We start from the raw sequence: 18,942 nt of genomic DNA on the forward strand, positions 1-18,942 counted from the left end.
CTTCTATGATGAAAAACTAATGAAAATTCCCCATATCAGTCATTATCATCTGAACGGTACAGGGCATCCAGTTCATATGGAGTTTCCTGATAAACATAATAATTCAACCAGTTGGTAAACAGGAGATTGGCCACTGAACGCCATCTCATAATCGGGCGCCTGGACGGATCATCATTGGGATAATAATTCTTTGGCAAATTAACATCGGCCATACCCGCTGCCATATCCCGGTCGTATTCGGCCTTTAATGATAATGGATCATATTCGGCGTGGCCGGTAATGAAAAACTGCCGCTTGGCCAGATTGGCAATCACATAAACTCCGGCCTCACTGTCCGACTCCGCCAGAATATCAAGACAATGAATTTTTTCTATATCCTCCCGCCGAATCTCCGTGTGCCGGGAATGGGGTACAAAAAATTCATCATCAAAGCCCCGGAAAAGCCGCTCATTTTCCACGCAAAGATGATGCCTATACACGCCAAAAATCTTCGGTGCCACATCATACTTCTTTATCCCATAATGATAATACAGTCCTGCCTGCGCCCCCCAGCAAATATGAAAAGTTGAATACACATGGGACTTGCTCCATTCCATTATCTCCGTTATCTCGTCCCAGTATGTCACCTCCTCAAAAGGCATCCGTTCCACTGGTGCACCGGTAATAATAAAACCATCATATTTCTTATGGCGTACCTCTGCAAATGTTCCATAAAACTCGGTTAAATAATCCATAGATGTATGAGTAGGAACATAGGATTCTGTATATATAAAATCCACCTCGACCTGCAAAGGCGTGTTGCCCAACAGCCTCAGCAACTGGGTTTCTGTAGTCTGTTTCATGGGCATCAAATTTAAAATCAAGATTTTTAATGGACGGATATCCTGGCTATAGGCCCGATCCGAATCCATCACGAATATATTTTCACCCTCCAGAATTTTCGTTGCCGGAAGGTTATTTGGTATCTTAATTGGCACAAAATCACCTCAAGGGATATGATATAGCTTATTTATTTGTATCCAAGCTATATCTTTTTACCCAGCTTTCATGGTCTCCCTCATAAACTCTGAGTACTTTAAGAGTCTTCTCACTGTTTGACTCCTTTGCGATGGCAGAATACATGCCATCAGTGGTATCGGTGATATCTTTCCACCCATTATCAGGGGTCCAATTAAGCACTCGAATCACCTTTTCTGTATACTGGGGAATGTTTACCGCCTTTTTCTGGAAGACTATCTTAGTGACAGCATCGCTGGCGTTCTTTATCTCCTGCCATTCCCAGAATATCATATTCTCACCTTTCAGGCGCATGGTAGTGGTATCAGCCATAGCATAAGTTACGCCGCCATCCCGGTTTGACTCCTGCCAAAGGGACAGCCAGCGGTCATCGGCCTGACGCCGTTCATTTTCTCCCAACCCGAATATCGTATCAACGATAAAGCAGTAAAAGTCCTCATCAAATTCCTGGGAATTCATTTCTTTAGGACGCAGCGGGCTGTAAGTTTTTTCCCACACCTTTTCATCAGCCTTATTGAAAAATGTTTCATTAACATAGGCCAAAGTCCGGTTCTGAGGATTTACCTCCACCTCGGCCACACTATAAGACAAATCACCCGGCTTGATGTCAGTCAAACCATAATTTTCCAGTGTTTCCTTGGCGCCGGCAAAACTATAGTTGGTTTTGGTCCAGGCACTTATCTGCACTGCCATCCTGCCAAACGACTTAGTCACCTGTACTTTGGCCGGTGCAAAAAATTTGCTGTATTTATCATCAGAGGAAATCCAGTACCACTCCGCATTATTATTGGCCGCCATGCAGGCTGACATCATCAGCAAAAAACTGCATACACAGACAAATCCAAATATCAATCGGCGTAACAATTTCATCACTCCCACAAATAATTTGCAAATCAAAAGTAAGAAACAATTCGTCAACTTATATATTAACATAAAAAGAAGAATATTTACACCTAATAAGGCAAAAAGTATATCCTTGAGCGTAATAACGGTATATGCTACAATGCCCATATACAGGAGGACTATATTATGACTTACACAAATTTTCAGGTAGGAGAAAAATTCCCTCTGCCCATAAAAAACCAAGGTGATGGTGGCATGTTCCAGATAGATGCCAACGGCTGTATGTTTATTCTGCAGTTGAGCCGAACTGATATCATTGCAGTGGAAGCCTTCCGTACCGGAGCCATGGAGCTGGCCCTATACGAGGAGGACGGGTTGCTGTTTTTCCTCTACAAAATTGATGGAATATTTAAGGACGGATGGGGAGATTCACCTTTGGGGCTGCACCTGCTGCCACCGGGTATGAAGCCATGCATTGCTGATTTGGATGACCCGGTTCTACATCTCTATCTGGTGGATACCAATTTACAAATATTGCTGGCCCAGCGTACAGTAAGCCTTACTCCGGAATTCCATCAGCTGCTGCAGAAAAAGGTGCAGGAGCAGCTGGAAAGCAGTTTATCCCCCGGGGCTTTTGTCAACAAGCTGCAGGACATATGGAAACGAAACACCTCCAAGGACATGAGCGAAAAAGCTCTGGCCAAACAAAAAGTTGAGCTTGATATCCCGGCCCCACCAACATTAAACTAAAAAAGGCAGGAAATAGGATCACAAAATCCTATCTCCTGCCTTTTTCCTGTTTTAATCCAAATCCACCATAGTCCGCTGCCGCTTATTAAAGGTTACCCCCTGGGTATATCCATAGCATTTAACATAGTCGATGGCATCACCGATATAACTGCCACAGTCCTCCGGCTTATGGGCATCCGAACTGGTAATGATTGGCAATCCGGCCTCCGAGGCCAGCTTCATAAACTTGTAGTATGGGGTTATCTCAGCAATCGGATAACGATACACTGTCCCGGTATTTACATCCACGCACATATTAGCCTTTTTCAGAGCGGCTATGGCCCGTTTCAGATATGGCGTTGCATCAAAGTCCGGAATCATCCGATACAGGCGAATATTGTAGGGATGTCCCAACACATCATAGAGGCCACTGGCTACCATATGTTCAATTTCCTGGGTATAAGCCTCATAAATTTCATCCAGGGTGTGATTATCCCATTCTGCCTTTATTTCCTCTGAATCATAAGCCCAGCCCCGAATGAAATGAATCGAACCGATGATATAGTCAAAATCATAGCCCTTTAAAATTTCCGCTACTTGCTCCTGATTTTGGAAATTACATACCTCAATACCGACTTTAGCCGTATATCCGGCTGATTTTAGCTTCTCCATAAATTCAAAATACTCATCCAATGTATATTTGAACTTATTCTTTTTGAGCCACTGCTGCTGAAACTTTCCCACAAAGGACTCATCCAAGATTAAATCATCATAATACAGCTGTTTGAATTCCGGAAAGGTATGGCTATGCTCCGTAATACCGATTTCAGTCAAGCCACGCTTGGCTGCTGCTTCAAAAAAGCCCTTAGCCCAGTCCACATCATAAGAACCTTTTTCAAAGTGCATATGATAATCGTATCTCATAATTTTACCCTCTCTTTCCTTCAAATCAACTGTCAAATAAGCCCCTGACGCATAAATTCCTTTATCTGATACATTACCCCATATTCGGCATTGGTTTTGGTAACAAACCGGGCCGCCGCCTTAATCTCTGGATAGGCGTTACCCATGGCGTAGCTGTAATACACCGCCTGCATCATTTCAAAATCATTCATATAGTCCCCAAAGGCTGCACATTCCTCCGGTTTAAAGCCAAACCTTTTCTGTACCTCTTTGATGGCCCATCCCTTATTGGTGCCGGGATTAAGAATATCCACCCAGTAATTACCGCTAAGGCACACCTGCAAATCCGGCGAAAACTTCTCCATCACCGGCAATATGTTGTGCTCGGCATCTCCCCGCTGACAATCACAAATGGCAATTTTGATGAACTCATCATCCACAGTCTCAAAATCATCCACAATAATACTGTGAGTGAAAAATCGACGGGCTTCCCCAATATATGGTCGCCATTCCTCCCGCACATAGGCATTTTTCTTGCCACATAATATTGGATAAATGCCCGGTGTGGCATCCGCTGCGGCTATTACCTTACGAATATGATCCATCGGCATAGGACTGGAACAGATTTCCTCGTCATTATACACGCTAAAGGAGCCGTTTTCCGCCAAAAACATAAATTCATCCTTGTATTGCGCCATTTGTTCAATCAAGGCAAAATACTGCCGGCCACTGGTTGGAGCAAAAATCACGCCCCGACGCTTCAACTCTCCCATGACTTCGTCAAAGTTCGGTGGCAGATGCCCCTGGTCATCTAACAGGGTTCCATCCATATCCGAAAAAATAATTTTAATCATAAAATCATCCTTTGCGCCCGTGATAAAGGCACCATGGCTCCTCGGCCATATAATCACCATCGTTGTAAAAGGCCGCTCTGGCCCGGCAGCCACCGCAGGCCCCCTTGTATTCACAGGCACCGCAGCCATCCTTATAGTCCAAAGTACGCAAGGTCTTCAGTACTTCATTATTCTGCCATATTTCATCAAATGGTGTTTTTCGCACATCCCCTAATTCCATATTGAGATAAGCGCAAGGCTGTACCTTGCCCCGGGGGCTAATAATACAGTAAGCCGTTCCCGCCAGACAGCCCCGCCGGAATCGGGTTTTTATCCCCATCTGGTCCGCAATCCGCATAAACTGCGGAGCACAGGTTGGCTTCAATTCAATGTCCACCTGCTGTTGTTTTTTCATAATCCGGGTAAGGGTATCCTCGTACTGCTCGGCCCGTAATGACTCTGCTTCAATGGACTTAGCCCGGCCGGTTGGTACCAAAAAGAAAAAATGATGGGCCACCGCACCCTTTTCCACTGCAAAATCCGTAATAGACTCCAGCTCAGCGTTATTCCAATCCATTACCGTAGTATGAATCTGGAATGGCAAACCGGCCTTCCGACAATTATCCATGCCCCGGACGGCACCTTCCCATGCCCCTGGAAATTTACGGAATTCATTGTGCTTAGCCTTATCCAGGGAATCGAGAGAAATCCCCATTCCCATAGCACCGGCCGCCTTTAATTTTTCCGCCATTTCCATAGTAATCAATGTCCCGTTGGTGCCAAATACCGGCCGCAGTCCTAACTTAGTGGCATAAGCCACCAGCTCCACAATATCCGGTCGCATTAGAGGCTCACCACCGGAAAAAATCATTATTTTGAATCTGGCCCTGGCTATCTGCTCCAATAGAGTTTTGGCCTCCTGGGTGGACAGCTCCTCTTCAGCCTTGCAGCCGGCCTCACGGTAGCAGTGATCACAATACATATTGCAGGCATTGGTTACATTCCATGAAACTATCATCAGCCCTTCAAACCTCCTGAAATGCCGATTTCCTCATCTGTTAAATAACATGATGGATCTGACTCCCAAAAATCACCGGTACGGGCTTCCGCTCTGGTCCGGAAATTGCCATTACAATTGTCCAGATACTTGCACTTGCTGCACCGTCCCTTTAACAGGCTCTTACGGTCCTTCAGCCCGGCCATAATTGGGTGGCTGGTATCCTGCCATATCTCACTGAACTTTCTTTCCCTAATATTACCAAAGGTATGGTGCTGGGTAAACTGATCCGGATGAACATAGCCAAACGGATCCACCTCGCCAAAGGCAATACCTGACCGATTGCCTCCGTTAAGGGATATGTATTTCTTTATCTGCTCGGCCAGCTGGGTATCACCAGCGGATACAGCCTTTAAATACATATATACACCATCACAGTGATTATCCACGGTGAGAATTTCCTTCTCCAGCCCCCGATCCTCAAAATCCTTGGTCCGGCGAATAATGGTATCCATAGCCTGGCGGGACTCTTCCGGTGTCACATCCTCATCCATCATATGATTGCCCCGGCCGGAATAAACCAGATGATAAAAACATACCCGGTTAATATTTTCCCGCTCAATAAAATCAAAAATATTATCCAGCTCCTGAATATTGTGATGGTTAATAGTAAACCGCAAGCCCACTCGCTGTCCTACCGCCACACAGTTTTGAATGCCGGCCATGGCTTTTTCATAGGCCCCTTCCTGTCCCCGAAATTTATCATTTACATCCTTTAAACCATCCAGGGAAATCCCAACATAGCCTACGCCAATATCCTTTATCCGCTGGGCTACTTCTTTTGTAATAAGGGTTCCATTGGTGGACAGGGTTGGCCTTACACCCTTTCTCTGGGCATACTCTGCCAACTCAAAAAAATCAGGCCTAATCAGCGGTTCACCACCGGAAAACAACAAAACCGGCACCCTGAAATCAGCTAAATCATCAATAAACCGCTTGGCTTCATCAGTAGTCAGTTCATCCTGATATTTTTTACTGTCAGAATTCATATAACAATGACGACACTTCAAATTACAGGTTTTGGTGGAATTCCACACCACCACCGGTCCCATACCTTCACCGGCCCCGTTTTTTGCACTGCGGGCTCCCTTGGTATATCTCAATGAGTCACCATAATACTCTCTGGCAAATAATAACTTTGTAACACTTATCATTATGTATCCCCTAAATATATATGTCCAGCCCTAATTGCTTATCCCGGCAATTATCAGCTTCAATTTCATTTCTATATTTTTTTCAAACGGTATATCTATATGACTATAGGCCGCCGCCTGAAACATTGAATGAAACATTTCGGAAATAATTTCCGCCGTAACATCCTGTCTGAACTCACCCTTGGCCTGGCCTTCTTTAATCAGTCTCAAAAAGACCCCCATAAACTCCGGTGGCTGCAATCCCGCCGGTCGGCTGCTCCGTCCTTTGGCATGAGTCATGGCCCCGGTGAACAGCAATGGCAACAAATACCGGTTTTTCCCCACCAGCCGGGCGGTAAACAGAACCATTTCCGCAAGAATGACCTTGCTGCTGGTATTGTTGGCCATTATAGTCCGCAGCTCGTCGGACAAGGTACCGGTAAACCGGTTAAGTAGGCTGAGCAGCACATCCTCCTTAGAGGAAAAATAGTTATAAAAGGTACCCAGTCCCATTCCCGCCGTATTCATAATATCAGCAATGGAAGTATCCATAAAGCCCTTTTCTGAAAACAACACCACTGCCGTATCCAGTATCTCATTACGAGCTTTTATTTTCTTTTGCTCCCGCCGGCCCAGTTTTTCTTGTTCCACACTGCCACCTGCCTTCTTCATAAATTATTTTTATTCACAGGCCTTCAATATATGAATGCCATTCATCTTTACAGCCACTAAAGTATAACATAAAAGACCAGTGACTGCAAAAGCAAAAATAAAAAGGCGAAGCAAACGCTTCGCCTAAAATCTCAAATGGTGACCCAGGAGGGACTCGAACCCCCGACCCCTTGATTCGTAGTCAAGTACTCTAATCCAGCTGAGCTACTGAGTCATTGACTGGTCTAAATAACCAGCAGACATATTCTACCTCTATATAATCTTTTTGTCAAATAATTTCTTTAATAACGCAACTGGGCTTCGAAAAGCCAGATGGAGGTCTATAAGGGGACATCAGTTTCCCTTGGCACTTGGCGAGCACAAACCTCAGTGCCGTGCGAGCTTAGTACCATTAGGGAAACTGTCTCGAGCGCGAGCGTGCCCCGTTAGACCTGTATCTGGCTAAAACAGATATGGGATAAAATGGTTACAGTTCAGCCTTCTTCACTCCATCGGGACAAATGGCCTCACTCAGCTTCAAAAACTCCTTATCAGTTCCGCTACAGGAAAAAATCTTCTGCTGATCTGCCTGAACTGGCTGATTTTCCTCTACCCGACTGATATCCAGCTGTATCCGGTTATGCTTATCCTGCCGAAAGGAGTACTCCCCCCGGGTGCTAAGCCATTCATTGACCATCTCCAGATTGATAAAGGAAGCTTTTTTGTTGTACTCCTTATATTCTTCCGTGGCCGCTGCCGCTGCCTGCTTCATATCGGAAAAGCTGCCCAGAAGATACACATCCAAACTAGTTTCTGTAGTAATCAGTTTTGTAACAATATATGCCATCAGCTATCTTTCCTCATCTTTTTCCATTTATACCATGGCAGCCGCGATTTCTTCGGCTGCTGGTTTTCCCAGGCAATTATTGCCTCCAGCACTGAGCCGGACACACAGCGTGACTTGGCGGAAATACTCATACAATTGGCTGGTTTGGTACTTGGATCAATCTCAGCAATTTTCAATCCTGTCCGCACCGGGCAGTCATCGTGGAGCATCCCCCGCAGCACTCCGGCAATCGGTGTACGAATTTCCAGCACATGACCGCCTTCCACATGAAGCTTGGCAATAAGCTCATTTTTATTGATTACATAGGCGGTCGGATGTCCAGCCTCCAAATAACCGTCACAAGGGGAGTTTATGGAATGGGAGGCCTTCATCAGGGCTCTGGCTTCCACTGTTTCCTTCTCCGGCATCGCTATACCATCATAAATTATCCGACCCAGATTGTGCCCACGGGAGGTTTCAATGACACAGCTCACATCCTTGCCGGCTATAAAACCGGGACCTATGCCAATGGTTAATGGAGCCATATCCTTATGGGTTCCCATATTTCGCTTGGCATAAATGGCATCCACCAGCACATTCGGCCTCAGCTTGCCCAAGCACTTGGCCTCTGGGTCAACCATGATAACAATATTCCCTTCCTTCAACAGCCGTTCCGCCTGCTTCAAATCATCCGCCCGATAACAGGTAGTCCGTTCCACACTGGCCTCTCCGTCGTATATTGCCTCCGAAAAAACGATATTTCTCCGGATAGCCGAAGGAAATTGTCGCTCCAGCATTAAAACCTTATAACCAGTATTATATAAACGATGGGCGATACCTGTGGCCAGCTCACCGCCCCCACGAATAACCACCAGTTTCTTCATTGCTCATACACGCCTTTCTAGCTGTCCTCATAAATGCGGACCCGGAGTTTTAATCCCCGTTCATCACATATCTTCTGGCATTTATCGATTTCCTGCTGGTTTTCAACTTTTTCTACTACCGTCATAACCACATTAGAAATATATTCCTTGCAATTCTGGGCAAAATCCAGCATGGCATCAAATGACTTCAGCCCGTACTTCGCCCGGGTGAGTTCCAAGTACCGCTGGGCATTGGATGCATTTAAGCTTATGGAAATAGTATCCAAAATTCCTCCGGCAAAATCACCGGCAGTAGACCGGCCATGAGCCAAATCAGACAATCCATTCGTGTTTAGCCGTGTCTTAACCTCAGGGTGGACTGCCTTAATATACTTTAACAGCTCCACCACTGCGTCCAGACGCATGGTTGGCTCACCAAATCCGCAAAAAACTACTTCAGATACATATTCCCATGGCAAATTGTCCAACTCAGCCTTCACCTGTTCCACTGCAGGCTCAGTCTTGAGCCACAGGCTGCTTTCCTCAGCCATTTCCTTCATATGGCGCAAACAAAAGGTGCAAGCACAATTACATTGATTAGTCAGATTGACATATACGCCCCGTTTACCTTCGGGCTGTTCCCTCAGACTGTCTTTTATGGGCAAATATCGTCCCCCACTATGAGTTGCATATACTATCATATCTTCTCCAGCTTTCCTATTTCAGCTCAGTTAAATACTCCTCAAAAGCCAAGCCGTAATTCCATGGCAGATCCAGTTCCACGGTATATTCCAACACCTTATTTATAAAATCTGCCGCTTTTTCCACTGCTTCATTAAGGGTGAGACCATTTATCAGACTGCCGGCCACAATAGCCGCAAAGGCATCGCCGGTACCGGACCGATCATCCCCCACCTTGTCCTTTACCACGAAATTCTGACTGCCATTTTTCTCGTACACATAATTCTTAATATGCTTATCATCACTAAGGCCTGTGATAACCACCTGCTCTGGTCCCTTTTCCGCCAGAGCCCTGGCCATGGATACCAGCTGCTCTTCGCTGGCCTGGCCATTCTTTGGATATTCAATGTCCAAAAGCTGGCAGACTTCCGTAAGATTTGGTGTCACCAGGTCAGCCCATTTCAACAGGCGTCGCATTTCCCGGCACATCTCCGGCGTATAGGAGGAATACAGCACACCATAATCTCCCATAACTGGATCTACCATCACCTTGGTATCATCATTTTTAAACCGATGAATGAATTCCTCCACAATATTGATTTGTTCCAAAGACCCCAAAAAGCCGGTGCAAATCCCATCAAACTCTATATTATGCTGCTGCCAGTTTTCCATATAGGGCATCATCCGCTGAGTATAATCATCCAGATAATGCGGCTTAAAGCCGGTATGTACTGACAATATCGCGGTTGGTAAAGGACAAGCCTGGATTTTCATAGCGGAAATCAAGGGCAGCTCCACTGTAATGGAGCAACGGCCGAAGCCGGTAATATCATTAACCAACGCGATGCGTTTCTGCCGTTTTTTCATTCGTCAATCACCCTTCTGTGTTATTTTTCACTAACCGCAACGGCGGCCGTTCCGTCTGCGGAGTCTGCCGCAGGGCTCGGGCTATAAGGGCCTGTTCCCGCTGTTTATGGGTCTGGCGACTGATATTGATCAGTATACCCACCGCAAACATAGAAGTTATCAAGGATGTACCACCATAACTGATAAACGGCAATGGTACACCCACCACCGGGAACATACCGCTGACCATAAATAGATTAGCCACCGCCTGTCCACCTATAAGCAACAAAATGCCTACCCCCAGCAGTTGTCCATACAGGTCTCGGGCATATCGGGCAATCTGAGCCGTATACCAGCAAAAAGCCAGATACACCAACAAGATACCTACTACCACAAAAAAGCCCATTTCCTGACTAAAAACTGCAAAGGCAAAATCTGTATGTGCTTCTGGCAAATAATCATATTTGCTGAGACCCTGACCTATTCCCATACCAAACAGGCCCCCAGACCCAATGGACATCAACGACCGGCAGGTCTGATATCCCTTATCCTGCATATACGACCATGGATCATAGGCTACCATTATTCGTTCAATCCGATATGGCTGCATGTAGCACATCCCTATTACCGCTACTGCACCCAGCAGAAGCAACCATTTCAGCTTGTGCCATTTCAGGCCACCAACAACCAGCATAATGGCCGGAATACCAATAATAATACAGGCTGTACCCATATCAGGTTCAAAATGTACCAGCAGTGCCATGAGCAGAATTATCCCATACTGGCGGTTAAATATATTGATTTCCTTGCCAAAATTATTTCGGAAGGAAATATAATACCCTGCCAGCATAATACTGCACATCTTGGCAAATTCCGCCGGCTGTACAGAAAGCCCAGCCACCAGAATCCATCGCTTGGAGCCGTTGACCGACACTCCAAAGCCAAGAATAAACACCAAGGCAATTATTATCAATCCCGATACCGGTGTTATCCAGGCCCGCCATTTGTGGTAGTCCACTCTGGCGGCAATACTGCAGGCCACTGCTCCCACCACCATACTGATAATATGGCGCTTCAAATAATAATATGGTGTACCGCAATCCCGTTCAGCCATAACAAAGGTCGAACTGAACACATTGAACAGTCCGGCTATCAATAATATAATCACCATAGCCAGTACAGCCTCATGATGGTTGTTCCATATCTTGTTGCGTTTCTTCCTATCCAGACGCTCACGCATAGTCACGGGAATGTTACCTCACAACGATTGATTTTTTCACCAAATCCGCTAAACTTCCGCTCATATTCGGTCATTATATTATCCGGCCGATTTTCCCCATGAAGATCAAAGGACACATCATCCACCTTCAGTCCGGCTTCTTCAAACTGTTCCAAGGAAAAATCAAACAATGGCCGATTATCAGTCTTGAATATCAATTTCCCCGGGTGCTTCAGCAGCTTGGAATAACGCCGTAAAAACCCAATATGGGTCAAACGCCGTTTGGCGTGCCGCGCCTTTGGCCATGGATCACAGAAATTCACATAAAACTGATCCACTTCACCCTCGGAAAAAATATTCTCAATGTTATTTATATCAAACACCAACAGCTTTACATTGGTCAGCTCCAGCTCCCGGATTTTCTTGGCGGCCATGTACAGCACATCCTGCTGGGCTTCAATGCCAATAAAATTTATTTCAGGATGCCGCAGGGCCATCTGACTGATAAAATCGCCCTTGCCGGTACCCAGCTCTACATAAAGCTCGCCACTCCGACCAAAGACTTCTGCCCACTTTCCCTTTTGCTCCTCACCCGCCGGATTATCCTTTGGAAATACAAAGTCATCAAAATTATGAATAGCCTGATCCACCCAAGGCTTTCTTCTCAAACGCACAATATCGCTCCTATTCTGTAATTTATAGGTATACTTTTTGCCTACAGCAACTGTCAACCAGATGGATGTCTATACGGGACAAGGGCTCCAACACAAGCGTACCCATTAACCCCGCCTCTGACTTAGTACAGATTATTTCTTATCAAATCCATACTTTTTAAGATACCGATACAAGGTTACCCGGCTGACATGCAGAAGGTTGGCCATCCGGCTTACATTGCCCCCGGCGGCCTTCCACGCCTTGACGAAAATATCCTTATCTTCCTTCCACTTGTTATCAGGCTTAACATCCCCCATCAGATTGATGTCCTCCGGACGAATGACTCCATCAGCGGTCTTAAAGAAGGCTACCTCAATGACCCCCTGCAGTTGCTTTATATTCCCCGGCCAATCGTAGTTCATCAACAGCTCCACGGTTTCCGGGGCAATCTCCTTGACCGCCATCTGGTGCTGGCTGGCCAATTCATTGACAATATGGTTGGCCAAATCCCGGATATCCTCTCTACGGTTTCTAAGAGATGGAATCCTTATCACACTGCGGGAGATAATATCATATAACTCACGGGAAAACAAGCCCCTTTCCGTCAGGCGCTTCAAATCGCTGTCACAAGCCCCAATAATCCGCACATCAATGGAGCGTTCCACATTTTCCCCCACCCGGTTTGACTGGCTGGTATTAAGGGCTGCCGCCAATTCCACCGCGATATTCCGTGGCATTTTCTCGATTTCATCAATAAACAGGGTACCGCCGGAAGCCAGTTCCAGCTTGCCTGGATGACTGATATCCGTATTCAGGGCCACCCCAAACAATTCCTGTTCCAGGATTTCCGGGGTAGTATCACCGCAATGAATAGTAATCAGTGGTCCTGCCGCCCGTGGGCTGGCCTGATGTATACCATGGGCCATGCGCTGCTTACCGGTTCCTGATTCACCCTGAATAAGCATATGATGCTTGTTCCGGGCAATTCGCAGGGCCTTGTCCTTGATGGAATTAAAATTGGTGCCACCGCTGACCAACGAATTGAGGCTGTATTTCGCCGTAAAACCAGCCGCATGGGCCACCAATGTCCGCAAATCTTCAATCGGCATGGAGACGGCTACTACACTATGTACCGTATCATCAGCATTATAATCCAATGGCACTACTGTAGTAATGTCCTCGTATGTCTTGGCCTGAGTAATCCAGGTCACTTCTTTATTGTAGGATGGAACTCCCTTGAACCCCCGATAAATAGGAGTATGACGATAGTTCATAATAACATCATTAAGATTGGTTTTCAGCTCATCATTGCCGTTTTTCTGAGCACCAATCCCCATGAGACGGCTCATACCCAGCTTATTGGCATAGGCCACCTCATCCCCAGCCATTACATGGTACACCGCAAACGGTGTAGCATCCAGGATAGCTTCCTGGGCTTTTATCCGAGTGTATTGGTGCAAATATCCTTCCAATGACTGTTTAATAGTCAGCAGCATGGCAATAATAGCATCCTGAGGCATATCCGACTGCTCCACTGCCACCAAAGTAATAATATAGGAAATCTCATTGTCTACCACTACCGGAGCCGAGCAGGCATCACTTTGCTGACACTCCTTGGCCCACATCTCCGGACCAAACAACCAAAATGGGGACTTATGTTCATAGGTAATACTTATACTGGATGTACCAATGTCCTCGATGCCAACCCGTACACCTTCGATTTCGCCTGGCGTCATCTGATAAAAAGGCATGGAATAGCTTTTTAGAACAGTGCAGTTGGCATCCAGCAAAAGCAGGCTGATATTATACTTTTGGAAAAACTCCCTAACATTAACACTGATATTTTCCAAATAATCAATAGCCGGCTTATTCTGCTTCTGAATCTCCTTCAGTTCCTCCACTGACAGGCGGTTAGCCGTTGACATCTTTTCATAATCCACCCTTAGGCTGGCACTTTTGGCCCAGGATTTGGCTACCCAAGGGTGCACATTGGGGTCAATCTCTCCCTGTTCAATAAATCTATTATAGTACGCTTCCAGCTTCTGTCTGCTCCGTCGTTCCCTAATCATCAATGCGGCCCTCTCTTTCCCGTAATCAAATTTATTCCTTCCCAAAATTTCACATATCATCTTATTTTATCATCAGTGATTTTCTACTGCAAATTTTCTGATGAAAAAGTTACATTTTTAGGCTAATAATTAGTCAAAATATGTAATATTATGTTTACCCTACACTAACGGGTGCTAAGTCTTTCTTTTTAGATGAACGCCAAGCACCTGTGACGCTGAGAATAAATTCGGCTAAACTCAGTGAAAGATTACAGCTCTCGCTGAATAAGTCTCATTTTACTGCTTTATTCAAAGGGGCAAATATGGTATAATTTTTCTGCGTTTGTGCAAATTTTTTTAAGATAGGTGATTATTTCAATGTCTACCCAATATAAGAAAATCCAGAAAAAAACTGCACCAAAAACCAATGCAGTTGCCAAATCAAATTTAAAACCTAAAGCCAGCCGGGATTTGCTGCTGATTATTCTGATAGTATTTACCCTGCTCATTCTTGGGCTGGCCTGGTCCAATATGGATAATCTCGGTCGGGGCATGTATGCCTGCCTCAGTGTTGGTATGATTGTGGTTTATGTGAACCGGCATGCCAACTTCAGCGACAAAGTCCATCGAATTCTCATTGGAGTCAGCCTGGCTACCCTGTGCTCCTCCATCGCGCTCCTGTGCCTGAGTGTATATTACCAGTTCTTCGCCTAAGGCATAATTAAATCCATACTAGTAGTGCATTCTTGCATTCATGTTTTATTTTGCCATAAAAAGACCCCCATAAGTTAGATTGGCCTAACTTATGGGGGTCTCTACAGTTGCGACCTGGGTGGTTTTTCTGTTGATATGATTTATTTGCAATAACACATATTATTGTCTTAGCAGGATTATCCTTTAACCATGAAGAATACTTCTCAGACAAGTAACTATTGAAATAGTCCATTAGCTCATCATAAAGGAGGAAAAATATTATGAAGAAACAATCTATACGAATCCTATTATTGGTTTTAACCCTTGTTTGCGCCATGGCCTCGGTTGCTACAGCCGCAGCCTTGCCCCGGGTGGCCTTGATTTACACCAATAACGCCAACACTACCTACGATACAGAACTGGACAGCTGTGTACTGGATAATCTCAACAAGACCCTATCCCAGCATTTCGAAGTTGTTAAAAATGACACAGTGGTGCAAAAACTGACAGATATGGGTATGACCGATCTTTCCATGGCAGAACGCCGCGATATCCTAGATGCCGTTGCCGGCGAGGAATGTACCTATGTTATTTGTCTTTCCCTGGAGCCGTTTCAACGCAAGGAGAAAATCACCTTCTTCACCCAGGGGATTGAAATGATTGCCACCGTTCCGTGCAAAATTATCGATGTTAAAAACGACCGTTATATCTATAACGGTAAGTTCGTAGAAAAGCAATCGGACAGCACCTGGATTGGCTCTGTTGGCAACAAGTCGGTGGCGCTCCAGGCCCTCCAGAAAGTAAACAAGGGCCTCAACAAAATTTTAAATGAAAAAATGCTTGTGGCTAAATAAAAATGTATGCCATATAGTTCAACCAGGACAATCCCTTCGCTATTCACCAAAAAGGGCCTGACTGAAATATACCCTCCTCCCTGGACATCCAGGAAGGAGGGTATATTTTTATGGAATCCGACGGTCTTCCCCGTCGGTTATTACTTTCTTCCAACCATAGTACTGGGCATACATTATGTTATGGCTGCCCTCCGGCCGTGGCTCCAAATCCGAGCCCCAGGCCAAAATATCCGTATTCCAGGTAACACAAGTCCATACTTCACAAACTTCATCCGCCAGCGGCCATACATCAATCTGATGCACTACCACCAGCTCCTTTTCCCTATTGGCATTTATATAGTCGATGCGGCTCATCCATTGCTGACGCACATCCCACTCCACCTTGCAGGTGAAAGCTGCCGTAACCAGTAACAAGGCCATCCCAATCACTGTAACAGTCTGCCATATAGGCCTGCATTTCTGCCAAACGGCTTGATTGTTCAATAGCTCCTTCAAGGCAGACAGAGAGGCAATTATCACCGCCACGGTGGAAAAAAAGCCCGCCCGGGCTGGTGCTACTGGAACAAACAGCATAATAATCATAACGGATATGGCTCCCCCCAGCATAGCAGCCTGAAATCTGGTGGTCCGGTTCCAGCGTTGCCCAACCGGAAGCTGCCAGATATAAAAGCCAATAAGCCCCAACAAAGGAATCCATAACTTGGTGACAGCCAAAAAACACTCAAAGAAGTTTATTTGAAACATTAACGGGGTCCAATACATATCAGCTGGGAGACCCGGATTATATTCATACAATCTCTGCAGCTCTAACCGGACCATTTCCCCCGGAGCCTGGGTCAGCATCAATCCCCCAATGCACAGGAATAGGAATCCTACTATCATCCATAACTGCAGCTGCCTCTGCTGGCGAAAATAAAGCAGGGCCAATAAAGCAATAAACCCTGTGGCCGCGGCGCCAGTTTCCACGGACCAGCCGGCACACAAGCCGCTTATCGCCATAAGAGGAACTGCCCAGCGAGGTGGTTTTTGCCAAAAATCAGGCTGCCAATATTTTGCCGCAAAGGGCATCAGAAACAGAAATTCCAACAGCCCCATCCATAAAAATACACAGCTGCCACACATCCATAAAGTGGTCAAAAAAGGATCCGGCAGCAGGAACCAAAAACTCAGCACAAGCCATAGCATATAAGTACGGTTCATGGACCGCAGGGAAAGTCCGGTGCCCAGGCGGAAGGCCAGTAACATCAGTCCGCCAAATACCAGTGTATTAAACACATTAAATAGTTCCTTCCCCTGCCAGGCAAACAACTGGGTCAGCCCAATTCCCAGAATCCGTCCCCCCCAGGTAAAATAATGTGACCACTGACTGATGATGATATCACCAAAGGAGGTAATACGCTCTCTTGGCCCTACTCCATCCAGCAGATTGCCCCGATCGGCTCCATCCCAGATAAAAGCGTAAGGAATATCATCTGACACCATAGGCAGCATAAAATTTCTCACTAAAAACAATCCTATAAAAAGCAAAAATATCATCTGCCAAGAAAACAGTTTGTTGATTGATTGTTCGCCATTTTTCACTAGTTGTCTGTCCCCCCGTATTTCTCCCAATCGAACTCCCGGTCAATCCGGATGCTTTTTAAACCATAGTATTGGGCAAATATATTGGAACGGTTATCCGTCGGCTTATATTCAAGGTCTGCCCCATAAATCAGGTGATAGATGGTCAGGGAACGCGGTCCTAACCATTCATCCAGATTGTCGGGTATATATAAGGCAGAAACCACAATTTCATCATCCTGACGATGCTCATTCACATAAACCTTCCGATCCTGCCACTGCTGGGCGTAAGAATTTTCTACATACAAGGCCCCCACAAAGGATAAAACCACATAAACAAAGGCTATAATGCCGGTTCCCAGTGCCAGTCTCCGCCAAAGCAAGGAATTCTGCAATACATCCCGCAAATAAGGAACACATTCCTTTAAGGCCGCCACCGAAGCTATGGTCAAAAACATAGTGGAGTGAAAGCCGGTATGGACCTTAAATTCCGGGGAAAACATCATCAGAACCAGTATTTCCAACCCAGCCAGAAGGAAGGCTATTATATAGGATTTATCACCACGCTTTTTTTCTCTCTGCATAAAATATAGCAGCAAAGGTAAAAACAAAAAGGCTTCCCATAAAATAACCGGCAAAAAACCTTCCGTGAAATTTCGGTAAAACATAGCAGGGGTAAAGAGCTGTTGGGCAGGCAATACATAATCCGCCTCGTACTCCAGCATATATTCCTCCCGCATTATGGAGCCCGGTGCCAGAATCAACAGCATACAGCCAATAACAGCACCGCCAACTCCGGCCAGCATCCATGGACTTAATTTTCCCTCCCGATGGCGGATGGCTATCGAAGCCATTCCCAACAGAGTTATGGTAACTAGGCTACCACCTTCCTGGGACCAGCCAGCCAGCAATCCCAACAGTGCCATCAGCAGCCATGCCCACTTGGGCCAATTCCTGCCAAACTCCCTGTTTCGATACGCCAGGGCATAGGGCAACAATAAACCACATTCCCACAAGCCAGTCCACATATATACACAGGTCCCCGTCATCCAAATCATGGTGGTTATGTAGTCCAATACACCAAAATTTAGTCCAATAATCACCCACAAAAAACATCCCTTGGCTTTTGCCGGTGATATTATTTTTCCCATAGCCAACCAATATAGAACCAGCATCAACAGCAAATACACCAGGGTGTTGCACAGAGCAAAACCAGCTTTTTCCTGCCAGGCAAAAAATTGAATAATCAGCATGGAAAATGTACGACCGCCCCAAGAAAAATAATGGTTCCACTGGGATATGACAATATCCCCAAGGCTTTCAAGCCGTTGCCGTGGTCCGATGTCATCCAATAAATTCCCGCCGTGCTCCGAATTCCAGATAAAGGCATAGGCATAGTCATCACCACTCATGGGCATTAGCTGACTTCGCCAGAAAAATATCAGCCCAAAAATAAGCAATATGGCCTGCCATGGCAATTTATTCCATATTTTCTCTATACCACTTATCATATATAAGCACCTCAACCCACA

At 45.7% G+C, this 18,942-nt stretch carries 19 protein-coding genes and 1 tRNA gene; 3 read left to right on the forward strand and 17 right to left on the reverse strand.

Features of this window, described 5'->3' with window-relative positions; translation table 11 throughout:
- Positions 1 to 35 precede the first annotated feature (35 nt).
- Entirely contained in the window at positions 36 to 977 is a 942-nt protein-coding gene (gene metA / locus QZV24_RS00130) for a homoserine O-succinyltransferase (protein ID WP_290655903.1), read from the reverse strand.
- Positions 978 to 1,005: 28 nt separating this feature from the next.
- Positions 1,006 to 1,881, reverse strand: coding sequence for a hypothetical protein (locus tag QZV24_RS00135; protein ID WP_294518411.1), 876 nt, complete (start codon positions 1,879 to 1,881; stop codon positions 1,006 to 1,008).
- Between the two features lie 165 nt (positions 1,882 to 2,046).
- On the opposite strand from QZV24_RS00135, the gene QZV24_RS00140 reads away from it, so the two are divergent.
- Complete coding sequence (locus QZV24_RS00140) at positions 2,047 to 2,610, forward strand: hypothetical protein (RefSeq protein ID WP_294518414.1); 564 nt, start codon at positions 2,047 to 2,049, stop codon at positions 2,608 to 2,610.
- 51 nt (positions 2,611 to 2,661) lie between these two features.
- Here the strand turns inward: QZV24_RS00140 and QZV24_RS00145 are convergent, their stop codons facing one another.
- From QZV24_RS00145 to QZV24_RS00205, 13 genes are all read right to left on the reverse strand, one after another.
- Positions 2,662 to 3,513 carry a histidinol-phosphatase gene (locus tag QZV24_RS00145; RefSeq protein WP_294518417.1) on the reverse strand — a complete coding sequence of 284 codons (852 nt, stop codon included), beginning with the start codon at positions 3,511 to 3,513 and terminating at the stop codon, positions 2,662 to 2,664.
- Positions 3,514 to 3,545: 32 nt separating this feature from the next.
- Positions 3,546 to 4,346 (reverse strand): HAD family hydrolase, encoded by an 801-nt coding sequence (locus tag QZV24_RS00150; protein WP_294518419.1) that lies wholly within the window; start codon positions 4,344 to 4,346, stop codon positions 3,546 to 3,548.
- Positions 4,347 to 4,350: 4 nt separating this feature from the next.
- Complete coding sequence (gene nirJ2, locus QZV24_RS00155) at positions 4,351 to 5,343, reverse strand: putative heme d1 biosynthesis radical SAM protein NirJ2 (protein WP_294518422.1); 993 nt, start codon at positions 5,341 to 5,343, stop codon at positions 4,351 to 4,353.
- On the reverse strand, positions 5,343 to 6,536 hold the full coding sequence (gene nirJ1, locus QZV24_RS00160; protein ID WP_294518425.1) for a putative heme d1 biosynthesis radical SAM protein NirJ1: 1,194 nt from the start codon (positions 6,534 to 6,536) through the stop codon (positions 5,343 to 5,345). The genes nirJ2 and nirJ1 overlap by 1 nt, the downstream gene beginning before the upstream one ends.
- A gap of 30 nt (positions 6,537 to 6,566) precedes the next feature.
- Positions 6,567 to 7,166: a TetR/AcrR family transcriptional regulator gene (locus tag QZV24_RS00165; RefSeq protein WP_294518427.1), complete on the reverse strand. Its 600-nt coding sequence runs from the start codon at positions 7,164 to 7,166 to the stop codon at positions 6,567 to 6,569.
- Between the two features lie 157 nt (positions 7,167 to 7,323).
- Positions 7,324 to 7,401, reverse strand: a tRNA-Arg gene (locus tag QZV24_RS00170).
- Positions 7,402 to 7,653: 252 nt separating this feature from the next.
- Complete coding sequence (locus tag QZV24_RS00175; RefSeq protein WP_294518431.1) at positions 7,654 to 8,013, reverse strand: hypothetical protein; 360 nt, start codon at positions 8,011 to 8,013, stop codon at positions 7,654 to 7,656.
- Positions 8,013 to 8,876, reverse strand: coding sequence for a selenium-dependent molybdenum cofactor biosynthesis protein YqeB (yqeB, locus tag QZV24_RS00180; RefSeq protein WP_294518433.1), 864 nt, complete (start codon positions 8,874 to 8,876; stop codon positions 8,013 to 8,015). The genes QZV24_RS00175 and yqeB overlap by 1 nt, the downstream gene beginning before the upstream one ends.
- A gap of 17 nt (positions 8,877 to 8,893) precedes the next feature.
- Positions 8,894 to 9,556, reverse strand: a complete 663-nt coding sequence (locus QZV24_RS00185) for a TatD family nuclease-associated radical SAM protein (RefSeq protein ID WP_290655918.1) — start codon at positions 9,554 to 9,556, stop codon at positions 8,894 to 8,896.
- 16 nt (positions 9,557 to 9,572) lie between these two features.
- Positions 9,573 to 10,403: a pyridoxamine kinase gene (locus QZV24_RS00190; RefSeq protein WP_290655920.1), complete on the reverse strand. Its 831-nt coding sequence runs from the start codon at positions 10,401 to 10,403 to the stop codon at positions 9,573 to 9,575.
- Positions 10,404 to 10,410: 7 nt separating this feature from the next.
- The gene (locus QZV24_RS00195; protein WP_294518591.1) at positions 10,411 to 11,622 is read right to left on the reverse strand and encodes an FtsW/RodA/SpoVE family cell cycle protein; all 1,212 of its coding nucleotides are present in this window, start codon (positions 11,620 to 11,622) and stop codon (positions 10,411 to 10,413) included.
- Between the two features lie 2 nt (positions 11,623 to 11,624).
- The gene (gene trmB, locus QZV24_RS00200; protein ID WP_290655923.1) at positions 11,625 to 12,275 is read right to left on the reverse strand and encodes a tRNA (guanosine(46)-N7)-methyltransferase TrmB; all 651 of its coding nucleotides are present in this window, start codon (positions 12,273 to 12,275) and stop codon (positions 11,625 to 11,627) included.
- Positions 12,276 to 12,407: 132 nt separating this feature from the next.
- On the reverse strand, positions 12,408 to 14,324 hold the full coding sequence (locus QZV24_RS00205; RefSeq protein ID WP_294518439.1) for a sigma 54-interacting transcriptional regulator: 1,917 nt from the start codon (positions 14,322 to 14,324) through the stop codon (positions 12,408 to 12,410).
- Between the two features lie 357 nt (positions 14,325 to 14,681).
- On the opposite strand from QZV24_RS00205, the gene QZV24_RS00210 reads away from it, so the two are divergent.
- Entirely contained in the window at positions 14,682 to 15,017 is a 336-nt protein-coding gene (locus tag QZV24_RS00210; protein ID WP_294518442.1) for a hypothetical protein, read from the forward strand.
- Positions 15,018 to 15,277: 260 nt separating this feature from the next.
- A complete protein-coding gene (locus QZV24_RS00215; protein ID WP_294518444.1) occupies positions 15,278 to 15,850 on the forward strand; it encodes a hypothetical protein in 573 nt (190 codons plus the stop codon).
- Positions 15,851 to 15,958: 108 nt separating this feature from the next.
- On the opposite strand, the gene QZV24_RS00220 is transcribed toward QZV24_RS00215, so the two are convergent.
- Positions 15,959 to 17,431, reverse strand: coding sequence for a DUF6056 family protein (locus QZV24_RS00220; RefSeq protein ID WP_294518447.1), 1,473 nt, complete (start codon positions 17,429 to 17,431; stop codon positions 15,959 to 15,961).
- On the reverse strand, positions 17,431 to 18,921 hold the full coding sequence (locus tag QZV24_RS00225) for a DUF6056 family protein (RefSeq protein WP_294518450.1): 1,491 nt from the start codon (positions 18,919 to 18,921) through the stop codon (positions 17,431 to 17,433). Before QZV24_RS00225 ends, QZV24_RS00220 begins: the two co-directional genes overlap by 1 nt.
- Positions 18,922 to 18,942 lie beyond the last annotated feature (21 nt).

This window comes from uncultured Anaerovibrio sp., assembly GCA_902786545.1.
In the GTDB taxonomy this organism is placed as follows: Bacteria; Bacillota; Negativicutes; order Selenomonadales; family Selenomonadaceae; genus Anaerovibrio.

Excerpts from the sequence above, each read along its gene's own strand:
- QZV24_RS00210 (WP_294518442.1), top strand. The coding sequence starts at position 14,682 with ATGTCTACCCAATATAAGAAAATCCAGAAAAAAACTGCACCAAAAACC.
- nirJ1 (WP_294518425.1), bottom strand. The coding sequence starts at position 6,536 with ATGATAAGTGTTACAAAGTTATTATTTGCCAGAGAGTATTATGGTGAC.
- yqeB (WP_294518433.1), bottom strand. The coding sequence starts at position 8,876 with ATGAAGAAACTGGTGGTTATTCGTGGGGGCGGTGAGCTGGCCACAGGT.
- QZV24_RS00140 (WP_294518414.1), top strand. The coding sequence starts at position 2,047 with ATGACTTACACAAATTTTCAGGTAGGAGAAAAATTCCCTCTGCCCATA.
- QZV24_RS00175 (WP_294518431.1), bottom strand. The coding sequence starts at position 8,013 with ATGGCATATATTGTTACAAAACTGATTACTACAGAAACTAGTTTGGAT.
- QZV24_RS00190 (WP_290655920.1), bottom strand. The coding sequence starts at position 10,403 with ATGAAAAAACGGCAGAAACGCATCGCGTTGGTTAATGATATTACCGGC.
- QZV24_RS00215 (WP_294518444.1), top strand. The coding sequence starts at position 15,278 with ATGAAGAAACAATCTATACGAATCCTATTATTGGTTTTAACCCTTGTT.
- nirJ2 (WP_294518422.1), bottom strand. The coding sequence starts at position 5,343 with ATGATAGTTTCATGGAATGTAACCAATGCCTGCAATATGTATTGTGAT.
- QZV24_RS00150 (WP_294518419.1), bottom strand. The coding sequence starts at position 4,346 with ATGATTAAAATTATTTTTTCGGATATGGATGGAACCCTGTTAGATGAC.
- QZV24_RS00195 (WP_294518591.1), bottom strand. The coding sequence starts at position 11,622 with ATGCGTGAGCGTCTGGATAGGAAGAAACGCAACAAGATATGGAACAAC.
- QZV24_RS00205 (WP_294518439.1), bottom strand. The coding sequence starts at position 14,324 with ATGATTAGGGAACGACGGAGCAGACAGAAGCTGGAAGCGTACTATAAT.
- QZV24_RS00145 (WP_294518417.1), bottom strand. The coding sequence starts at position 3,513 with ATGAGATACGATTATCATATGCACTTTGAAAAAGGTTCTTATGATGTG.
- QZV24_RS00225 (WP_294518450.1), bottom strand. The coding sequence starts at position 18,921 with ATGATAAGTGGTATAGAGAAAATATGGAATAAATTGCCATGGCAGGCC.
- QZV24_RS00185 (WP_290655918.1), bottom strand. The coding sequence starts at position 9,556 with ATGATAGTATATGCAACTCATAGTGGGGGACGATATTTGCCCATAAAA.